The sequence below is a fragment of the Serratia marcescens genome, from assembly GCF_001902635.1.
Taxonomy (GTDB): Bacteria; Pseudomonadota; Gammaproteobacteria; order Enterobacterales; family Enterobacteriaceae; genus Serratia; species Serratia marcescens_F.
The window spans coordinates 227,896-246,397 of record NZ_MJAO01000002.1; the positions used below are offsets into that span (position 1 = coordinate 227,896).

At 61.5% G+C, this 18,502-nt stretch carries 15 protein-coding genes; 12 read left to right on the plus strand and 3 right to left on the minus strand.

Annotation, left to right across the window (positions count from 1 at the left end):
• Positions 1-21: 21 nt before the first annotated feature.
• Both BHU62_RS02670 and BHU62_RS02675 read left to right on the plus strand, forming a co-directional pair.
• A complete protein-coding gene (locus BHU62_RS02670) occupies positions 22-1,737 on the plus strand; it encodes an FAD-dependent monooxygenase (protein ID WP_073529024.1) in 1,716 nt (571 codons plus the stop codon).
• Entirely contained in the window at positions 1,727-1,951 is a 225-nt protein-coding gene (locus BHU62_RS02675; RefSeq protein WP_073529025.1) for a hypothetical protein, read from the plus strand. The genes BHU62_RS02670 and BHU62_RS02675 overlap by 11 nt, the downstream gene beginning before the upstream one ends.
• Here the strand turns inward: BHU62_RS02675 and BHU62_RS02680 are convergent.
• Complete coding sequence (locus BHU62_RS02680; protein ID WP_073529026.1) at positions 1,921-2,826, minus strand: LysR family transcriptional regulator; 906 nt, start codon at positions 2,824-2,826, stop codon at positions 1,921-1,923. The two genes, BHU62_RS02675 and BHU62_RS02680, sit on opposite strands and share 31 nt — an antisense overlap.
• Positions 2,827-2,986: 160 nt before the next feature.
• On the opposite strand from BHU62_RS02680, the gene BHU62_RS02685 reads away from it, so the two are divergent.
• From BHU62_RS02685 to BHU62_RS02695, 3 genes are all read left to right on the plus strand, one after another.
• The gene (locus BHU62_RS02685) at positions 2,987-4,504 is read left to right on the plus strand and encodes an aldehyde dehydrogenase family protein (protein WP_073529027.1); all 1,518 of its coding nucleotides are present in this window, start codon (positions 2,987-2,989) and stop codon (positions 4,502-4,504) included.
• A gap of 19 nt (positions 4,505-4,523) precedes the next feature.
• The gene (locus BHU62_RS02690; protein ID WP_078061997.1) at positions 4,524-6,149 is read left to right on the plus strand and encodes a GMC family oxidoreductase; all 1,626 of its coding nucleotides are present in this window, start codon (positions 4,524-4,526) and stop codon (positions 6,147-6,149) included.
• Positions 6,150-6,317: 168 nt separating this feature from the next.
• Positions 6,318-7,229: a LysR family transcriptional regulator gene (locus BHU62_RS02695; RefSeq protein WP_073529028.1), complete on the plus strand. Its 912-nt coding sequence runs from the start codon at positions 6,318-6,320 to the stop codon at positions 7,227-7,229.
• Between the two features lie 27 nt (positions 7,230-7,256).
• Here the strand turns inward: BHU62_RS02695 and BHU62_RS02700 are convergent, their stop codons facing one another.
• Positions 7,257-7,724 carry an SLATT domain-containing protein gene (locus BHU62_RS02700; protein ID WP_078061998.1) on the minus strand — a complete coding sequence of 156 codons (468 nt, stop codon included), beginning with the start codon at positions 7,722-7,724 and terminating at the stop codon, positions 7,257-7,259.
• A 263-nt stretch (positions 7,725-7,987) separates the two neighbouring features.
• On the opposite strand from BHU62_RS02700, the gene BHU62_RS02705 reads away from it, so the two are divergent.
• From BHU62_RS02705 to pqqF, 7 genes are all read left to right on the plus strand, one after another.
• Complete coding sequence (locus BHU62_RS02705; RefSeq protein WP_073529029.1) at positions 7,988-9,037, plus strand: dipeptidase; 1,050 nt, start codon at positions 7,988-7,990, stop codon at positions 9,035-9,037.
• Positions 9,038-9,154: 117 nt separating this feature from the next.
• Positions 9,155-9,232, plus strand: a complete 78-nt coding sequence (gene pqqA / locus BHU62_RS02710) for a pyrroloquinoline quinone precursor peptide PqqA (RefSeq protein WP_004937827.1) — start codon at positions 9,155-9,157, stop codon at positions 9,230-9,232.
• A 58-nt stretch (positions 9,233-9,290) separates the two neighbouring features.
• Positions 9,291-10,202 (plus strand): pyrroloquinoline quinone biosynthesis protein PqqB, encoded by a 912-nt coding sequence (gene pqqB / locus BHU62_RS02715; protein WP_073529030.1) that lies wholly within the window; start codon positions 9,291-9,293, stop codon positions 10,200-10,202.
• 9 nt (positions 10,203-10,211) lie between these two features.
• Positions 10,212-10,967 (plus strand): pyrroloquinoline-quinone synthase PqqC, encoded by a 756-nt coding sequence (pqqC, locus tag BHU62_RS02720; protein WP_073529031.1) that lies wholly within the window; start codon positions 10,212-10,214, stop codon positions 10,965-10,967.
• The gene (pqqD, locus tag BHU62_RS02725; protein ID WP_073529032.1) at positions 10,967-11,245 is read left to right on the plus strand and encodes a pyrroloquinoline quinone biosynthesis peptide chaperone PqqD; all 279 of its coding nucleotides are present in this window, start codon (positions 10,967-10,969) and stop codon (positions 11,243-11,245) included. Before pqqC ends, pqqD begins: the two co-directional genes overlap by 1 nt.
• Positions 11,238-12,374, plus strand: a complete 1,137-nt coding sequence (gene pqqE, locus BHU62_RS02730; protein WP_073529033.1) for a pyrroloquinoline quinone biosynthesis protein PqqE — start codon at positions 11,238-11,240, stop codon at positions 12,372-12,374. Before pqqD ends, pqqE begins: the two co-directional genes overlap by 8 nt.
• A gap of 2 nt (positions 12,375-12,376) precedes the next feature.
• The gene (gene pqqF, locus BHU62_RS02735) at positions 12,377-14,722 is read left to right on the plus strand and encodes a pyrroloquinoline quinone biosynthesis protein PqqF (RefSeq protein ID WP_073529034.1); all 2,346 of its coding nucleotides are present in this window, start codon (positions 12,377-12,379) and stop codon (positions 14,720-14,722) included.
• A gap of 88 nt (positions 14,723-14,810) precedes the next feature.
• On the opposite strand, the gene BHU62_RS02740 is transcribed toward pqqF, so the two are convergent.
• Positions 14,811-17,849, minus strand: a complete 3,039-nt coding sequence (locus BHU62_RS02740; RefSeq protein ID WP_078061999.1) for an autotransporter serine protease — start codon at positions 17,847-17,849, stop codon at positions 14,811-14,813.
• Positions 17,850-18,502 lie beyond the last annotated feature (653 nt).

An 18,502-nucleotide genomic window follows, 5' to 3' on the forward strand; every position in this document is an offset into this window, starting at 1 on the left:
AGCGCGATAAGGAGACAGGTTATGCAACCCGATAACGTGATTGGCGAGTTTCACTATCAACAATACCCGGTTAGGCTGCCACCGCTGGAGAGCGGCCGCGAAACGCGCCGCCATCAGGTGGTTATCGTCGGCGGCGGGCCGGTCGGTTTGGCCACCGCGCTGGCGCTGGCGCGACAGGGCGTCGCCTCGCTGGTTCTGGAGAACAACACCCAGGTGTGCACCGGCAGCCGAGCGGCCTGCATCTCGCGCCGCAGCCTGGAAATCCTCGATAAGCTGGGCGTCGCCGCCGCCTTTGTCGACAAAGGGCTGGCCTGGACGCGCGGCCGCAGCTTTTATCACGGCGAACAGGTGATGCAATTCGACATGCTGCTGGATGACAACCAGCAGTTTCCGGCGATGATCAACTTGCAGCAGTACTACATCGAGCAGTTCCTGTTGGACGCAGCGATGCATTGCGACGATCTGATCGAAATCCGCTGGGGTTCTGAGGCGCAGCGCATCGTGCCGTCAGACGAGGGCGTCAGCGTGTCGGTGCAGGCGGCGGGCGTCGATTATCAGCTCGAAGCCGATTGGCTGCTCGCCTGCGACGGCGGCCGCAGCCGCATGCGGGAGCAGCTGGGCTTGCATCTGCAGGGCCAGGTGCATAAAGGGCGTTTCGCCATCATCGATATCGAATTGGAAAGCGATACGCCGGCTGAGCGCCGGGTTTGGTTCGAAACGCCGCTGCGGCCCGGTCCGATGTGGATGCACCGCCAGCCTGACAATATCTGGCGCATCGATTACCTGCTGGAGGATCATGTCAGTGACGAAGAGGGTCTGAAACCGGAAAACGTGCTGCCGGTGGTGGAAGATTTTCTGCAGATGGTCGGCGAAACGGGACAATGGCGACCGATCTGGATCAGCATGTACAACGCCAAGGCACTGTCGCTGGAGCGTTACCGCCACGGCCGGGTGCTGTTCGTCGGCGATGCAGCGCACGTAGTGCCGATCTTCGGCGTGCGCGGCCTCAACGGTGGCCTGGACGACGCCTACAATCTGGGGTGGAAACTGGCCTATGTTCTGCAAGGGCGCGCGCCGGAGCGCCTGCTGGACAGCTACTCCCACGAACGGCGCGGCGCCTGGCGCGATAATGCCGATCAAGCGAGCCGCAGCGCGGAATTCATGTGCCCCGCTACGCCCGGCGGCACCACGCTGCGCAACGCGGTGCTGTCGCTGGCGGCCCGTCATCCGCAGTTTTCGTCGCTGATCAACCCACGTCAGACCCACAGCATCCGCTATGCGGACTCGCCGCTGAATACCCTGACGACGGGCGACGATCTGCCCGGCCCGGCGGTAGGCGCGGTGTTGGCCGAGTACCCGCTGTTGCGGGACGGCCGCCCTCACGCGCTGACCGGGTTGATCGACGCGCGCAGCTTCACCCTGCTGCGTTTCCCGGCGCGAGAAGAACATGGCGACACGGTACGGGAACGGCAAACGCGTTATCCGCTGCGCGTCGTCACCGTCGGTCTGCCGGGGCAGCCGCAGCCCGGCGATGCCGGCATGATTGAGGATCCGCACGGGCGGCTGCATGCCGCTTACGGCACCGCACAAGGCGCGCTGTATCTGGTTAGGCCCGATGGCCACGTGTGCTGGCGCTGGGAGCGGGCGCAACCGGCCACGGCCCAACAAATCGAGCAGGCCCTGCTGCGCGCCTGCGCTCACCTGAGCGGCGACGAGGAGACAACCGATGAACGCTGAGCTGAACGACCGTCAACGCGATGAGATCTATCGTCATTTCGAGCAGGCCGCCGGCCGCTTCAGCGGTGAAGACCTGGCGCTGTTTTTGGCGCGGCTGAACCTGTTGCTGCTGGAGGCACTGGCGGATGAACAAACGGCCCGGGCGTTGATTACCGAGGCTGCTGAGCTACCGCCAGAAAGCGTTCAACCCCCGGCGGAAAAAGCGGCACGCTGATAATACTCCGCCAGGAAGTCCACGAAGCTGCGTATGTTAACCGGCAGGTAGCGCCGGTTAACGTACAGCACGTACAGCGAACGGCTGGTCCACACGTATTCCGCCATCACCCTGACCAACGCACCGGCGGCCAGCGCTTCCCTGACCACGAACTCCGGCTCCAGGATAATGCCCCGGCCTTCAAGCGCGCTGGCGAGCAGCGCATCGCCGCTGTTGGCGCGCAGCGTGCCGAACACCGGCACTTCAATCGCCCGGCCCTGCGCATCCAGATATTCCCATTGTTCCGTACGCGGCAACAATGAATACATCAGGCAGTTGTGGTCCCGCAGCGCCTGCGGCGTGGCGGGAACGCCGTGCCGCGCCAAATACTCGGGCGAAGCGCAGAGAATGCGCGGAATGTCGCACAGCCGGCGTGCCACCAGAGTGGAGTCAGACAGGTTGGCTACGCGGATCGCCACGTCGATGCCCTGTTCGATCAGGTTGACCAGCTGATCGCTGAGGCAAAACTCCACCGCTACGCGCGGATAGCGGCGCTGATAGGCGGCGACGATAGCCGCCAGTTCGGCGCGGCAATAAGGGTGCGGCGCGCTGATGCGCAACGTGCCGCCCGGCTGCCCCTGGTTACCCATATACTCCTCCAGCGCCTGACATTCAGCGGTGATGCGCTGGCTGAACGCGTGGCATTCCCGCCCCGCTTCCGTCAGCGTCATCGAGCGCGTCGTACGCTGCAGCAAACGCACGCCGAAATGCTGCTCCAGCTCGGCGATGTGTTTGCTAACCCGCGGGCGTGAGAGATCGAGCGCCTCAGCGGCGGCGGTGAAACTGCCGCTGGCCACCACCGCGTTAAATACGCGCAATGCGTTGATCATATCCATGTTTTCTTCCCGTTTCCCCAGCGCGTTATTAGCACACTATAGGCCATCTATTGGTGCCTGTGTGTTACCAGTATGGTGCCGTTTGTCTACTCGTCGCGGTAACGTCGTCCCGCTAGTTTAGTTATTCACCCGCTAAGCGGTGTCCACTAAGGGATCCGAAATGAGTAGCCAAAGCAAAACCTTCGCCCAATGGCGGCAGCAAGCCGCCGGGCTGCAAATTGAAGGCCGCGCCTATATCGCCGGCCGGTATCAGGATTCAGCCGATGGCGCGACCTTCGTCGACGCCAGCCCGATCGACGGGCGACCGCTGGCCAACATCGCCGACTGTGATGAAGCCACGGTCAACCGCGCCGTGGCGGCCGCCGAACAGGCGTTCAAAGCCGGCGACTGGGCGCGGCGCACGCCGGCGCAACGCAAGGCGGCGCTGCTGCGGCTCGCCGACCTGGTGGCGCAACACCAGGAGGAGCTGGCGCTGCTGGAAAGCCTGGACACCGGCAAAACCATCCGCGAATCGCTGGATATGGACATGCAGGATGTGCAGACCGCCATCCGCTATTACGCCGAGGCGATCGACAAGGTCGCCGGCGAGATCGCCCCGACAGGTGATGCCTTTCACGGCATGATTACCCTGGCGCCGCTCGGCGTGGTGGCGGTGATGACGCCGTGGAACAACCCGCTGATGATCGCCTGTTGGAAGATCGCTCCGGCGCTGGCGATGGGCAACTCGGTGGTGTTCAAGCCGTCGGAGAAAGCGCCGCTGACCGGTATTCGCCTGGCCGAGCTGACCCGTCTGGCCGGTATCCCCGACGGCGTGTTCAACGTGGTCACCGGTGGCGCACAGGTGGGGAAAACGCTGGCGTTGCACCCGCGGGTGCGCGCAATGGCGTTCACCGGCTCCACTCAGGTGGCCAAACAACTGCTGATCTACGCCGGGCAGTCGAACATGAAACGCACCTTCCTTGAAGGCGGCGGTAAAAATGCGCACATCATTTTTGCCGACACGCCGGATCTGGCGCGCGCGGCGCGCTTCGCCGCGCTGGGATTCTGTGCCAATCAGGGCGCGGTGTGCGCTTCCGGCACCCGACTGCTGGTGCAATCCTCCATCAAAGACCGGTTCCTGACGCTGCTGCTGGAAGAGTTGAAGAAATGGCAGCCGGGCCATCCGCTGGATCCGGCCACGGCAATGGGCCCCTTAATCGATGCTCAACATCAGGCCAACGTGTTGCGCTATATCGAATCGGCGCGCGCTGAAGGTGCCGGCATCGTCAGCGGCGGCCAGGCCGACAACGCCCTGCTGCCGGGCGGGTATGTGCTGCCGCCCACGCTGATCGACAACGCCACGCCGGACATGACCGCTTCGCAAAACGAAATCTTCGGGCCGGTCGCCTCGTTGATGACCTTCGAAGACGAGGAGCAGGCCATTCGGTTGGCGAACGACAGCGAATACGGTCTGACCGTCGGATTCTGGACGCCGGACATCGCCAAGGTGCACCGCGTCGCTAGACAGTTGGAGGCCGGCACCGTGTGGGTCAACCATTTCCTGACGCGCGACATCCTTTCGCCGTTCGGCGGTTTCAAACAGTCCGGCATCGGCCGCGATCTGTCGCTGCACGCCCTGCCGCAGTACGGCGAAATGAAGGCCACCTGGATCGCGCTGCAAGATGTCGATGCCCATTGATCGGTCGAGAGGAAACACCATGAAGCAAGACAAAATCACCGCTAACGCCGGACGCCGCAAATTCATTGCCGCCAGCCTGGCGATGGGGGCGGCGGCGGCGCTGCCGTTTTCCGGCTATGCGCGCACTACCGCCCGCACCAACGATCCCAAATACGATTTTATCGTCATCGGCGCCGGTTCCGCCGGTTCGGTCGTGACTCGGCGACTGGTGGACGCCGGCCTGCGCGTGCTGTTGCTTGAGGCGGGGCCGCGCGATGACATGCCGGCGATCCATAACCCGCCGGAAGCGATGGCGCTGTGGCACTCCGCCGTTGACTGGGGGTTTTCGACTCAGCCGCAGACCTTCGCCGGCAAACAGGATATCTATTGGCCGCGCGGAAAAACGCTGGGCGGATCCAGCGCCATCAACGGCATGATGTACGTGCGCGGCCTGCCGGCAGATTATGACAACTGGGCCGCGCTGGGCGCCGCCGGCTGGGCCTGGCGAGATGTGCTGCCCTATTTCCGCAAGGCGGAAAACTGCAATATCGCCGGGCTTTCCGCGCAGCATGCCACCGGTGGCCTATTGCAGGTTTCACGCCCGGCGATGACGCCGCTGGCCCACGCGTTTGTCGAAGCGGGCCAACAGGCGGGCTTGCGCTGGGTTGAGGATTACAACGACGGCAACGATCCCAGCGGAGTCAGCTTCCCGCAATACACCATGACGCCGGACGGCAAACGGGCCAGCGCCTGGGTGTGCTACGGCGACGCCATTCGCCAGGCACCGAACCTGTCGGTCATGACGGAAGCGCGGGTGTTGAAGCTGTTGAACCAGGGCGATCGCATTACTGGGGTACACTTCCTGCATCGCGGCATCGACTATCGTATTGAAGCTAAACATGAGGTGCTGCTGTGCGCCGGGTCGCTGATGAGTCCTTCCATTTTGCTGCACTCCGGCATCGGCCCGGCGCAGCAGCTGGAAAAACTGGGCATGACGGCGCTGGTCAACCTGCCCGGTGTCGGTGAGAACCTGCACGATCACCTGGTCTGCCCGATGGTGTGGTCTTCCCCGCAGCCGGTCGCGGTCGGCCAGGCTTCCGGCATCGAAGCACAGATTTTCCATAAATCAGCGCCGCAGCTGAGTGGCCCGGATACGCAGTCGCTGCTGTTCACCATGCCGTTCCTGCCCGGCGTTAGCCAGGGGTATACCGTCACGCCGGGTCTGGTACGGCCGAAAAGTCGCGGCCGGCTGTGGCTCGGTTCACGCGATCCCCTGCGTCCCCCGTTGATGGATCCGCAGGTGTATGCCGAGAACGAAGATCTGGAGATCATGACCGACAAGGCACTGTTAATGCGCGACGTGATGCACCAGAGCGCGATGGCACCGTGGCGCGGCCGGGAACAAGGCCTGGATGGCGTGAACAGTCGCGCGCAAATGCGCGACTATATCCGCCGTGCCACCGGTTCCTACCACCATCAGGTGGGCACCGCGCGCATGGGCGTCGACGACATGGCGGTGGTCAATCCGCAGCTGCAGGTGCGCGGTTTGTCGGGGCTGCGGGTGATCGACGCCTCGGTGATGCCGGTCATTCCCAGCGGCAACACCAATGCGCCCAGCATCATGATCGGTGAAAAGGCCGCCGACATGATCCTCGCCGGTCGTTAAGGCCTTTGCCGCCCGACGCCGGGCGGCACTCTTCACACTCTCAAACAGATAAGTCATAGCGTGCGAAAAAGATAACCATGCATAATGGCAAGCGGCGGATGCAGCATAGGTGACGTTCACCTGCATCAGACGCCTTCTCTTATCTTCAGCGCCACAGGATACGCACGCATGACTGACCCCGATTTCAACCTGCTGATCGCGCTCGACGCGCTGCTGACGGCGGGCAGCGTCGCCGGCGCGGCACGGCGTCTCGGTTTAAGCGCCTCGGCGATGAGCCGCACGCTCAGCCGGCTGCGCGCCGCCACCGGCGATCCCCTGCTGGTGCGCGCCGGCCGCCATATGGTACTGACACCTTATGCCGAAACGCTGCGTGAGCGGGCGCGAAACGCGACGTTCGAAGCCCGCGCGGTGCTGCGACCGGCACAGGGTGAGCTGGATCCGGCCAGGCTGGATCGCACCTTTACGCTGCGCGCCAACGACGGTTTCGTCGAGGCCTTCGGCCCGGCGCTGATCGCCGCCGCTGCCGAACAGGCGCCGCGAGTACGGCTGCGCTTTGCGCCCAAACCGGAGAAAAGCGACCGCCCCCTGCGTGAAGGGCTGGTCGACCTGGAGATTGGCGTGCTGGGCGATATGGGGCCGGAAATCCGCCTGCAGGCGCTGTTCCGCGATCGTTTCGTCGGCGTGATGAGAACCGCACATCCACTGGCGCGGCAACCGGAGATCGGCGCCGCCGCCTATGCCGCCTGCGGCCACGTGGTGGCCTCGCGCAGCGGACGCATCCTCGGGCCGGTTGACGCCGCGCTGGCAGAGCTGGGGCTGGCGCGCCATATCGCCGCCGTGGTGCCGAGCTTTCCGGCTGCGCTGGCGGTCGCGCAAGCCTCGAACCTGCTGGCGTTGCTGCCCGCCTCCTTCCTGCACGCGCAACCGGCCGACGGCCCGCTGCGCGTTTTCGAACTGCCGGTGAAAACGCCGCCCATCACCGTGTCGCAAATGTGGCATCCGCGCCTGGACGCCGAGGCAGATCACCGCTGGCTGCGGCAGCTGGTGCTGACTGTCTGCCGCCAGAGATCAGATAAATAAAATGCATTCCGAACAATAAAACCTTAATCAGTTGCGCACTAATGCTGACTTAGGTGTCAGTGGTGAGTTTTCAGATATATACTCCCACTCAATACGCAATACTTTCAATTTTGAAATCATGTCATCATCTTGTAGTCCTGATTTTTTTGAACGGAGGTTCTCTAGTTGCCGTCTTAATTTCCCATAACTGCTGGCGGCAGAACGATGCAACTCGGCTTTCTCAGCAAAGCGGCCGAACGACACGATGCCCGACAATGCCGCTGACAGAACGCTGATGAAAAACAGCATGAGTTTTAATCCACCATCGGCCTGTAGAAAAAAGCACGACGTCACAATCGTTGAGCTAAAAATCAATAAATAGCCTGTATAATCAGCCCACCGATACAACCTTTCCGAACACACATAGTGCCCCGTTTGAGCATTGCATAACCTTGTGTACCAATCCGCCATCAAAGCATCCATGTCCTTATATTTCTCAATCCCAGAATCGCTCACAATTCACTCCAAATAAGCTGTAGTAGATAAAATAACAATAAGAAATTATTCCAATGAAAATGGAATGCGTGCAAAGATCTCCGCTTATAATAATCTCTTTAGGCTAAAATTTATTTTGCCAAAAGTAAATTTGACGTCAAGTGCTCACCACTATTATCTATTATTTTTTAAATATCCTGCCGAATTGAATAATGTGAAAACTTGCCAGGTATTGCGCAATAATACAACATAGCGCTCATGATGCCTGACTCAGTGAAACGCCCATGACGCTTCCCCCTCTCTGGCCGGTATTCGACGGCCATAACGACCTGCTGCTCAACCTGTGGCTGCAGCACGACGACGATCCGGTCACCGCCTTCTATTCGCGCGTCGCGCCAGGCCACCTCGATTTTTCTCGCATGCGGCGCGGCGGATTCTGCGGCGGGCTGTTCGCGGTGTTTATTCCGCCGGTCAGCTATATCGCTCAGGTGCGCAACCAAACGCAGGATGAGGCGCAGGCGGCCTTCGATCCGTTGGCGATCGCCGAACGGCAGGTAGCCATCATGCAGCAGCTGGAACAGGCCTCCCAAGGGCAGTTGCGTATCTGCCGTACGGCCAAAGAAATAGAACAGTGCCGTCTCAACCGGCAAATCGCCGCGGTGTTGCATATCGAAGGCGCCGGTATGATCGACGCGGAGCTGACGCAGCTGGATGCCTTCTATCAGCTGGGCGTGCGCAGCATCGGGCCGTTCTGGAATCTGCCGAACGCCTTCGGCACCGGCGTCAGCGGGCCGTTCCCCGGCTCACCCGATACCGGTCCCGGCCTGACGCCGGCCGGGGAAGCGTTGATTCACGCCTGCAACCGGCGCCGCATCCTGATCGACGTCTCGCACATGAACGAGAAAACCTTCTGGCAAACCGCCGCGCTGAGCCGCGCGCCGCTGGTCGCCACCCACTCCAACGCCCACGCCCTCTGCGCGCAGCCGCGCAACCTGACCGACGCGCAGCTGGACGCCATCGCCCAGAGCGACGGAATGGTCGGCGTCAATTTCGGCACCGCCTTCCTGCGGGCGGACGGCAAACGTGACAGTGCAACGACTGACGTAACCGAAATTGTTAAACACGTTGAGTATTTGATCGCTAAACTTGGAGAAGATCGCGTGGGATTTGGCTCTGATTTTGACGGGGTCAACGTACCGCAACCGTTGGAGGATGTCGGTGGGCTGCCGCGCCTGACGCAAGCGCTGGCGCAGGCCGGGTTCGATAACCGGCTGCTGGAAAAGCTGACCTGGCGCAACTGGCTGAACGTGCTCGCCGCCACCTGGGGTGAATAAACCGGTTACGCTTTAAAAGTTGCGATCTCCGTCACATTTCGTCAACACTGGGCCAGCCTAATGCGAACGTTTCTCATTGGGTTTGACACATCACGCTGCATGCAAAGGAGCACCGCTATGACTACCTGGACTAAACCTGAGTTTGTTGACCTGCGTCTGGGGCTGGAAGTGACGCTGTACATTTCCAACCGTTAATCGCCTGTCTGCCCGCCTCTCGCGCGGGCATTTCTTTCCTTTTTCTTCTGGTTCAGACATGCAGATAAAAGTTCTCGGCTCGGCGGCGGGCGGCGGCTTTCCCCAGTGGAATTGCAACTGCGAAAACTGCCGCGGCGTGCGCGACCACAGCATCAACGCCACGCGCCGCACGCAATCCTCTATCGCCGTCAGCGACGACGGTAAAAACTGGGTGCTGTGCAACGTTTCCCCGGACATTTGCCATCAGCTGCTGGCCGCACCCGAATTGAATAATCCCGACGTGCTGCGCGGCACCGGCATTGGCGCGATCGTGCTGACCGACAGCCAGATCGATCACAGCGCGGGCTTACTCAATTTGCGTGAGGGCTGCCCGCACCACGTCTGGTGCACCCCTGAGGTGCATGACGATCTCAGCACCGGTTTCCCGGTGTTTCCCATGCTCTCCCACTGGAACGGCGGGTTGATTCACCACCCGGTAACGCCCGGTGAACCGTTCCACACGGCGGTCTGCCCGAACGTGCGCTTCACCGCCATTCCGCTACTCAGCAACGCGCCGCCTTATTCGCCGTACCGCGATCGCCCGCTGCCAGGCCACAACGTGGCGCTGTTTATCGAAGATACCGCGCGCGGGGTCGGCCTACTGTATGCGCCGGGCCTGGGTGAGCCGGACGCGGCGCTGATGCCGTGGCTGCGCCGCGCCGATTGCCTGCTGATCGACGGCACGCTGTGGCGCGACAACGAGCTGGCCAACGTCGGCGTGGGCCGCAATACCGGCAAAGACATGGGGCATTTGGCGCTGGCGGAAGAACACGGGCTGGCGGCCCTGCTCGCTACCTTGCCCGCCAGGCGCAAAATCCTGATCCACATTAACAATACCAACCCAATCCTCAATGAAGACTCGGTAGAGCGGCAAAGCCTGACCGCCACCGGCATCGAGGTGAGCTGGGACGGCATGCACATCGAACTGTAGGGAACCGCCATGACGCAACCACTTCCCCTTTCTCCGCAGGCGTTTGAAGCGGCGCTGCGCGCCAAAGGCGCTTATTATCATATTCACCACCCGTACCACATCGCGATGCATAACGGCGAAGCGACCCGCGCGCAGATTCAGGGCTGGGTGGCCAACCGCTTCTACTACCAGACCAGCATTCCGATCAAGGACGCGGCGATCATGGCCAACTGCCCGCAGCCGGAAACCCGTCGTAAATGGGTGCAGCGCATCCTGGATCACGACGGCTACGGTGACAGCGAAGGCGGCATCGAAGCGTGGCTGCGCCTGGGCGAAGCCGTCGGGCTGCAGCGCGACGCCCTGCTCTCTGAAGAGCTGGTGCTGCCGGGCGTGCGCTTCGCGGTGGATGCTTACGTCAATTTCGCACGCCGCGCCTGCTGGCAGGAAGCGGCCTGCAGCTCGCTGACCGAACTGTTCGCGCCGCAGATCCACCAGTCGCGCCTTGACAGCTGGCCGCAGCATTACCCGTGGATCGACGCCGCCGGCTACGACTATTTCCGCAGCCGCCTCGGCCAGGCCAACCGCGACGTGGAGCACGGCCTGTCATTGGCGCTGGACTATTGCGACACCGTAGAGAAGCAACAGCGCATGCTGGAGATCCTGCAGTTCAAGCTGGATATTCTGTGGAGCATGCTGGACGCCATGAGCATGGCCTATACCCTGAACCGTCCCCCGTACCACAGCGTGACCACCGCGCGGGTATGGCACAACCAGAGGCTGGTGTAATGACGCTGAACCCTGAACACACCCCCGTCTTCCGCCGCGGTTACCGCCTGCAATGGGAGCAGGTGCAAAACAGCCACGTGATCCTCTACCCGGAGGGCATGGCCAAGCTGAACGACAGCGCCGCCGCCATTTTGCAGCTGGTCGACGGCCAAACCACGCTGCACGGCATCATCGCGCAGCTAAACGCCCGCTTCCCCGGTGCCGAAGGGCTGGCGGACGACGTGCTGGAGTTTTTCCAGCGCGCCTACGAACAGAAATGGGTGACCTTCCGTGACTGAACCACGCGCGCCGGCGGTGAATCCGCCACTTTGGCTGCTCGCGGAGCTGACCTACCGCTGCCCGCTGCAGTGCCCGTACTGCTCCAACCCGCTCGATTTCGCCGCGCAGGAAAAGGAGCTGACCACCGCGCAGTGGATCGAGGTGTTTCGCCAGGCGCGGGCGATGGGCAGCGTGCAGCTCGGTTTCTCCGGCGGCGAACCGTTGGTGCGTAAAGACCTGCCCGAGCTGATCGCCGCCGCGCGCGATCTCGGGTTTTACACCAACCTGATCACCTCCGGCATCGGCCTGACCGAGAAAAAGTTGCAGACCTTCGCCGACGCCGGGCTGGACCATATCCAGATCAGTTTTCAGGCCAGCGACGAAACGCTGAATGCCGCGCTGGCGGGTTCCGCCAAGGCGTTTCAGCAGAAGCTGGCGATGGCCAAAGCGGTCAAGGCGCTCGGCTATCCGATGGTGCTCAACTTCGTGCTGCATCGCCATAATATCGACCAGATCGACCGCATCATCGAACTGGCGATCCAGCTGGACGCCGACGACGTCGAGCTGGCGACCTGCCAGTTCTACGGCTGGGCGCACCTGAACCGCGAAGGCCTGTTACCGACCCGCGAACAGATCGTCGCAGCGGAAGCGGTGGTGAAACGCTATCGCGAACGCATGGCCGCCGACGGCAAGCTGGCCAACCTGCTGTTCGTCACCCCGGACTACTACGAAGAACGGCCCAAAGGCTGTATGGGCGGCTGGGGAGCGATCTTCATGAGCGTGACGCCGGAAGGCATGGCGTTACCCTGTCACAGTGCTCGTCAGCTACCGATCGCCTTCCCGTCGGTGCTGGAGCACGATCTGCAGCATATCTGGTACCACTCGTTCGGTTTTAACCGCTATCGCGGCGATGACTGGATGCCGGAGCCCTGCCGTTCCTGCTCGGAGAAAGAGAAAGACTACGGCGGCTGCCGCTGCCAGGCGTTCATGCTGACCGGCAACGCCGACAACGCCGACCCGGTATGCGGCAAATCGCCACACCACGGCGCTATTCTGGCGGCACGCGAAGCGGCGAACCGCACGCAGATCGGTATCGAACAGCTGCGTTTTCGCAATCAGGCCAACTCCCGGCTGATCTTCAAGGGTTGACCATGACACTCACCGCCGCCTCGTGGCAGCTCGAAAACGGTTTGGCCGTCAAAGCGATAACCGCCCCCACGGCCACCGGCGCCGCCGCACTGGTGCGCATCGAAGCGGGCAGTTTTCAGGCGCCCGTCGCCTGGCCGGGCCTGGCGCATCTGCTGGAACATATGCTGTTTCGCGGCAGTGCGAATTTCACCGCGCAGGATGGCCTGATGAGCTGGACACCGGCGACCGGCGGCCGGCTGAACGCCACCACCCAAGCCACGCAAACCGCTTTTTTCTTCGAGGTGGGCGCCGACCATGTCGAGCAGGGGTTGGCGCGGCTTTGCGATATGCTTGCCGCCCCGCAGCTGGCGGCGGAAGCGATAGCGCAGGAGATCGAAGTCATCGACGCCGAATATCGCCTGCTGCGCGCCGATACTGAAACCCGCTGCGAAGCCGCGCAGCGGCAGATGTTCCGCGGCCTTGACGCGTTGCACCGTTTTCATATCGGCAGCCGCGCAGTTTTCGGCAACGATATTCCGGCGTTGCAACACGCGCTGCGGCAATTTCACCGCCGCTATTTCCGCGCGCCGAACATGACGCTGTGGCTGCAAGGCCCCCAGTCGCTGGAGCAATTGCATGTGCTGGCACAGCGCTACGGCAGCCTTTTGCCCCAGGGCCGCGTCGCGCCGCACGTGACGTTGCCGCCGCTGAGCGCCGCCGAAGATTACACCCTTGATCTCCCCGGCGCGCCGCAGCTGCGGCTGGTGTTCGCCCTGCCGCACTCCCGGTCGCGCGGCTGGCTGCGGCGGCTGGAGCGTTTGTTGCTGGACGCAGCGCCCGGCGGGCTGCTGGCCCGGCTGCGCGCTCAGGCGTGGTGCGACGGCATTCGGCTGGATTATGCGCGCTGCAGCGAGAACAGCGCGCTACTGAGCGTTATATTCACCGTCAATCACGGTTCTGCCGCTGAAGCCGCCCATATCGAAAGCGCCCTGCGGGCGTGGCTGCAGGCATTGCTCTCGCTGACGCCGGCTCAGCTTGCGCATTACGGGCAACTGGCAAATCGCGACTTCCACCGTTTGGCGCCGCTCGATCAGCTGCGGGCCAGAGCGCTTGGGTTACCGCCGACGGAACCGAATGACGACTGGGCACGGCATATCGCCGCGCTGATTGCGGCACGGCACCGTCGCCTGGTCGTGCGGCCCGATGGCGGCGGCGAAACGCGTGAAATTCAGGGGTTGCCGCTGGCGCTCGGCACCTTCGCCGGCGCCGCACTCACGCCCGCAGTGGAGCCTTTCCACTTTTTCTCTTCCTCGGCGGCGCTGCCGAACCCGACACTGCCTGCGGGCCTGGCGCCACTGCGGCATCGGCTCCCTGGCGCAGCGCAGCCGGTGTTGATGCTGCGACCGGCGCCGTTCAGCGCATTCAGCGATGAACAGGCCTACCGCATACAGGCGGCGTTACGCGCCGGCTCGGCAGAATTGGCGCACCGGGAGGGACATTTAAGCTTCGAACGCCATCAGGGCGTCTGGTTGCTGCAACTGACGGGCAGCGAAGCGCTGATCTGCCACGGGCTGAGCATCGTTAACCGCGCGCTGGCGGCGTTCTCACCGGCCATCATCAACGAGGCGGCGAGAAACCTGCGCCATGCCCAGTTGAAAGAGCAAAACGATATTGCCATTCGCCGTCTGTTAGCCCAGCTGCCGGCGACGTTAAGCGTGGCGACGTCACCGGCGCAGTGGCATGCCACCTTGATCGGCGGCGGTGATGCGCTACCACAGCAGCTGTCGCATTTACTGTACGACTTCCCCTATTCCGTAACTACGGAGCCGCAGGTGCCGCCCCATCAGTATCATCGCCCCGTCACGCTGACGGAAAGCGGCACTGAGCACGCCCTGCTGCAGTTTTACCCGCTGCCACACAACGAAGCCGAAGGGCGCTGGGCGCTGCGCGTGCTGGCCCAGCTTTATGCACCGCGTTATTTCCAGCGGCTGCGCGTACAGCGCAACGTCGGCTATGTAGTGCAATGCGCCTTCCACCGCAGCGCCGATACCGAAGGCCTGCTGTTCGCCCTGCAATCCCCGGCATTCGCCGTTGAGCAGCTACGGCAGTTTACCGACGACTTTTTACGGCAAATGCGCCATGAACTGGCACACCTCGGCGGTGAAGAGTGGGAACAGGCGCAACAGACGTTGCGGCAACGTTTGCAACACCTCAGCGCGGAGCCGTTGCAGCGCGCCTGTGAAATCGTCCTGGAAAATCGCCCCGCTGTGGCACAGGTGGCCGCAATGCCGGCGGAGCAGCTGCGGCGCTGGCAGCAGCGGCTATTCAATTGGCCAAACAACAGCGGTGCCACGTGGCGGAGGCCATGATTACCATCGTCGACGGCTTGCCGCTCACCCAATAAAAAGCCCCCATCGTTGCGATGGAGGCTGAGTAAGGTCAAACGGGATAAAGCGATCAGAAGCGCCAGGTCAGACCGGCGTTGACGCTGTTGTCCTGGTGGTTTGACGACAATTGCCCGCCGTAGCCGAGGGACAAGACGGCGTTCTTGTTAACCGAAACGTCCACGCCTGCCTTCAGAACCGCGCCATCGCGAGAAACCGGCACGCTGTTCACGTCAAACGCCGCATCGGTGCGTTTGAACATCAACTGCGTTTTGCGCTCCAGCTTGCCATACTGGTGCTGCCAGCCCAACTCACCGCGCAGCGCGATCGCCACGCTATCGGCCTGCCACTGCGTATCGGCGCGCAGACCCAGCGTCGAAGCGGTGGCGGACTGGTTTTGCTTGTCCCCCCGCAGCGCCGCCGCGCCGCCGTGCTCGTTGATCCCTTCGTTACGATAGTGGGTGTACGCCAGGTTAACGAACGGCTCAAGATTGAGCGTGTCGTTGCTCCAGTCGTAACCGCTTTCGATAAACAGCTGGCCGGTGCGCGCGTTATAGCTGGCTTTTTCGCGATCCGACTGCGCACCGTAGTTCACCGAGCGCGAGGTGTCGATACGGTGCCAGGTATAGGCGCTCCCCGCCCGCAGCGCCAACGCGCCGAAGCGTTTGCCGCCGTACAGCCCCAGATGGTAGTTGTCGCTGTGAGCGTCTGACTGATAACCGCCATCCAGCGAGGTGCGGGTGTACCCGGTCATCACCCCAAGCCGACCGTCGTCAAACAGCTCACTGTCCAGCCCCAATAACACGCCGTAGGTGGATGTCTGGTAACCGGTGGCGTTGTCGTTGCCGGAAGCATGTCCCCAGCTGCCCAGCAGTTTCGCCCAGGCGCCGTTATCATCCGCTTTGATGTCGGTAGCAATGCGGCGGCCTTCCGCCTGGCGCAGACGCTCGGTAGCCGTGTCGCGCAGATAGCGGCTTTCGTTGAGCTGGGCGGCAGCCATATCCGCGTGGATCTGGCCGGACAGCTGGCGGGTTGCCTGTTGCAGCTCTCTGGCCGAGGTGAAACCGAGGAAGCTTTCATAAACCGGATGACCGGCAACCGGATTCACGTCTTCGGTAACGGCTTGCGCCTCGCCTTCATCGCCTTGCAGCAGGTTCGCCGCTGCAGCGGTTGGGGCCGCCACGCTGCGCTTGACCGTTTCCGTTACCGGTTCCGTCGCGTTGAGCGTTTCCACCGCGCGAGCCACCGCTTTCTCGTTCTCCGTACCGGCCAAGCTGTCGAAGCGGGCGGCGGTGCGCGTGATGCCAAGACCGACCTCATTGCCCTGATAATCCAGCGCCACGTTGACAAACGGGTACGCAGGGTTGGCGTTTTCGAAACGGCCGGTGACGCCGCTCGTCGTCGTCAGGATAGTGTATTTGTTGCCCAGCAGGCTTTGCGCTTCACTCTGCGACAGCAGGTTAGTGCTGTGCTCCAGGCTGACATTCACGCTACCGCCGTTCAACAAGGCGCGGCGCGCCTCGATTTTATCGCTGCGGCCATTTCCCGCCACTTCGACGTTATACTGCGAGCCGCGTTCGAATATGGCGTCATTCAACACGTGCAGCGTGCCGATGCCGTTACCCGGCGCAACGCTGCCGCCCCGGCCGGCCCTGAAGGCATTCACGGTGCCGCTGCCGGCCAAGGTGCCGCTATTTTCGATATAGACGTTGGAAACCACCGAACCATTGATCGCCAGCGCCCCCTGTTTCACCCAGGTATCGCCGCTGTAGGTATTGTTGCCCAACAGCGCCAACGTGCCGGCACCCGTTTTGGTCAATCCCCCGTGGCCGGTGATGTCATTGCTCCACGAATCGAAGTCGCATTCGATCGACGTGCAGCGCCGTTCAACCGTGGTGCCAGGTTCGACGATATTTCCCAGACCGGGAATATTCACCACGAACTGTTTTTCGCTATAAGAGCCAGGCACATAAAATTCCTGCGGAATATCCTCTTTGGTGATAAACATTTTCGGCCCGTTGATCGCATCCCGTAAATTGACGCGCCCCCAGCCGAACAGATTGTCAATACCGGCAACGCCCAAATCGGTGGCAGTGGTTTTAATTACCGCGGATATTTGATCGGCGCTCATATAAGGGAAGCGTTGCATCAATACGGCAGCGACGCCGGTAACATGCGGTGCCGCCATTGAGGTGCCGGATTTATTGCCGTAGCCGGGATTAAGCGACAGCTCGCCTTTATTATAGGCTTCACGATTAACGGCGCCGCCGGTATTCGATTCCAGTCGGCCGACGGTGCTGTAGATATCGGAACCCGGTGCGGAAACGCAGTAACTGGCCGTTTGCCCACAGCTGGTCGAAGAGACGCTTAACGTGTTTTCGTCGCTCAGGTTGGTCACGATCAGGTAATTATTCAACACGTCCGGGAAGGCGTAAGGCAGTGACTTTTGCGCCTCAGGAATATTGTAGTTGTTGTAATTGCCCGCCGAGAAGACGATCAGCTTACCGTGTCTGGCCGCCCGCAGCAGCGCCGACATGGAGTTATGTGCGCCGGTTGGTACCGGCTGTTCGCTGCCCCATTCCACGCTGGCCTTGCTGCGCATCATTTCGCCGATCACGTCGCTTTTAACGAACGCCACATAGTCCGGTCTGCCATTCGGCAACCAAATGATATCGCCTTTCGCGTCTCGCCGAATGTCCGGCGCAATCCCCCAACTGTTGTTGATGACGCGAGCAGCGCTCTGAATCAGCTCTTCACGGCCGTTGCGGTTACCGTAGTCATTCAACTTGGTGCCGATAATATCCGCGTCGAAAGCCACGCCGTGCATGCCGGAACCGTCTCTTTTCGCCGCTGCAATACCGGCTACGTGGGTGCCGTGATCGCCAAAAGACATATTATCTTGTCTATCGTACGAGAAATTATAGCTGCCGTTATCCAGCCGCGTCAGTTTGCCGGCGAATTCAGAATGGGAAAGAACGGCATTATCGATAATGCCGATTGTCACGCCTTTTCCGGTATACCCCCGGGCGTAGGCGAATTCGGCAGAAATAGCCCCAAGCCCCCATTGACGATTAAATTCAGCGGTTTTCCAACTGCCGGGCGAACCGAGCAAGCCGGGATCATTATAAGCGGCGAGAGAAGAATGTATGGATAAGCCATAACAGCCAAGAAAAACGCAGTACGCTAACTTCAATTTTTTATTAAGTATCATTTTACGCTCCATGTTTATTTATACCCAGAAGAAAACTTACGTTTTAACCGCCCTGCGACCTCCCGTAACAGCGAAACGATAGATGGCGCATGCCGGCCCGATGTGGGCTGCATGAGAAATTGAGTCGGTACAAACGGGTGCGGGCATCCAGCGACGGCATGCCGCCGCGCCACGCACTTAAAGCGTGGGTGCCTGAACAGGAGGCGAATGGACGTTGGCCGGGGAGGATCCCGGTTTCGTTACGCCGTCTGCGCCCGGCCGTCTGGCTTGGGCGCGAGCATCTGGCTGTGGTTGCATCTCGCTTAATTATCCAGTTTTATTAATGATTTTCATTCGCGAGGCTATCTTATACGTAAGCAAAGTGTCAACAGATGAAACAAAACATTTCTTGATTTGCATCATGACTTTTCTGGCAAGCGCCCACAAATGCCCCTCCGCCGGCCGACGAAGAGTGCATAAAATGGCGTTTATTGCCGCTTTGAGTGAGGATTTCTTCAGTGAACGCGCATAAGCCGTACCCCATGCCGGCCAGAGTAACATCATGCCGGCTGTTC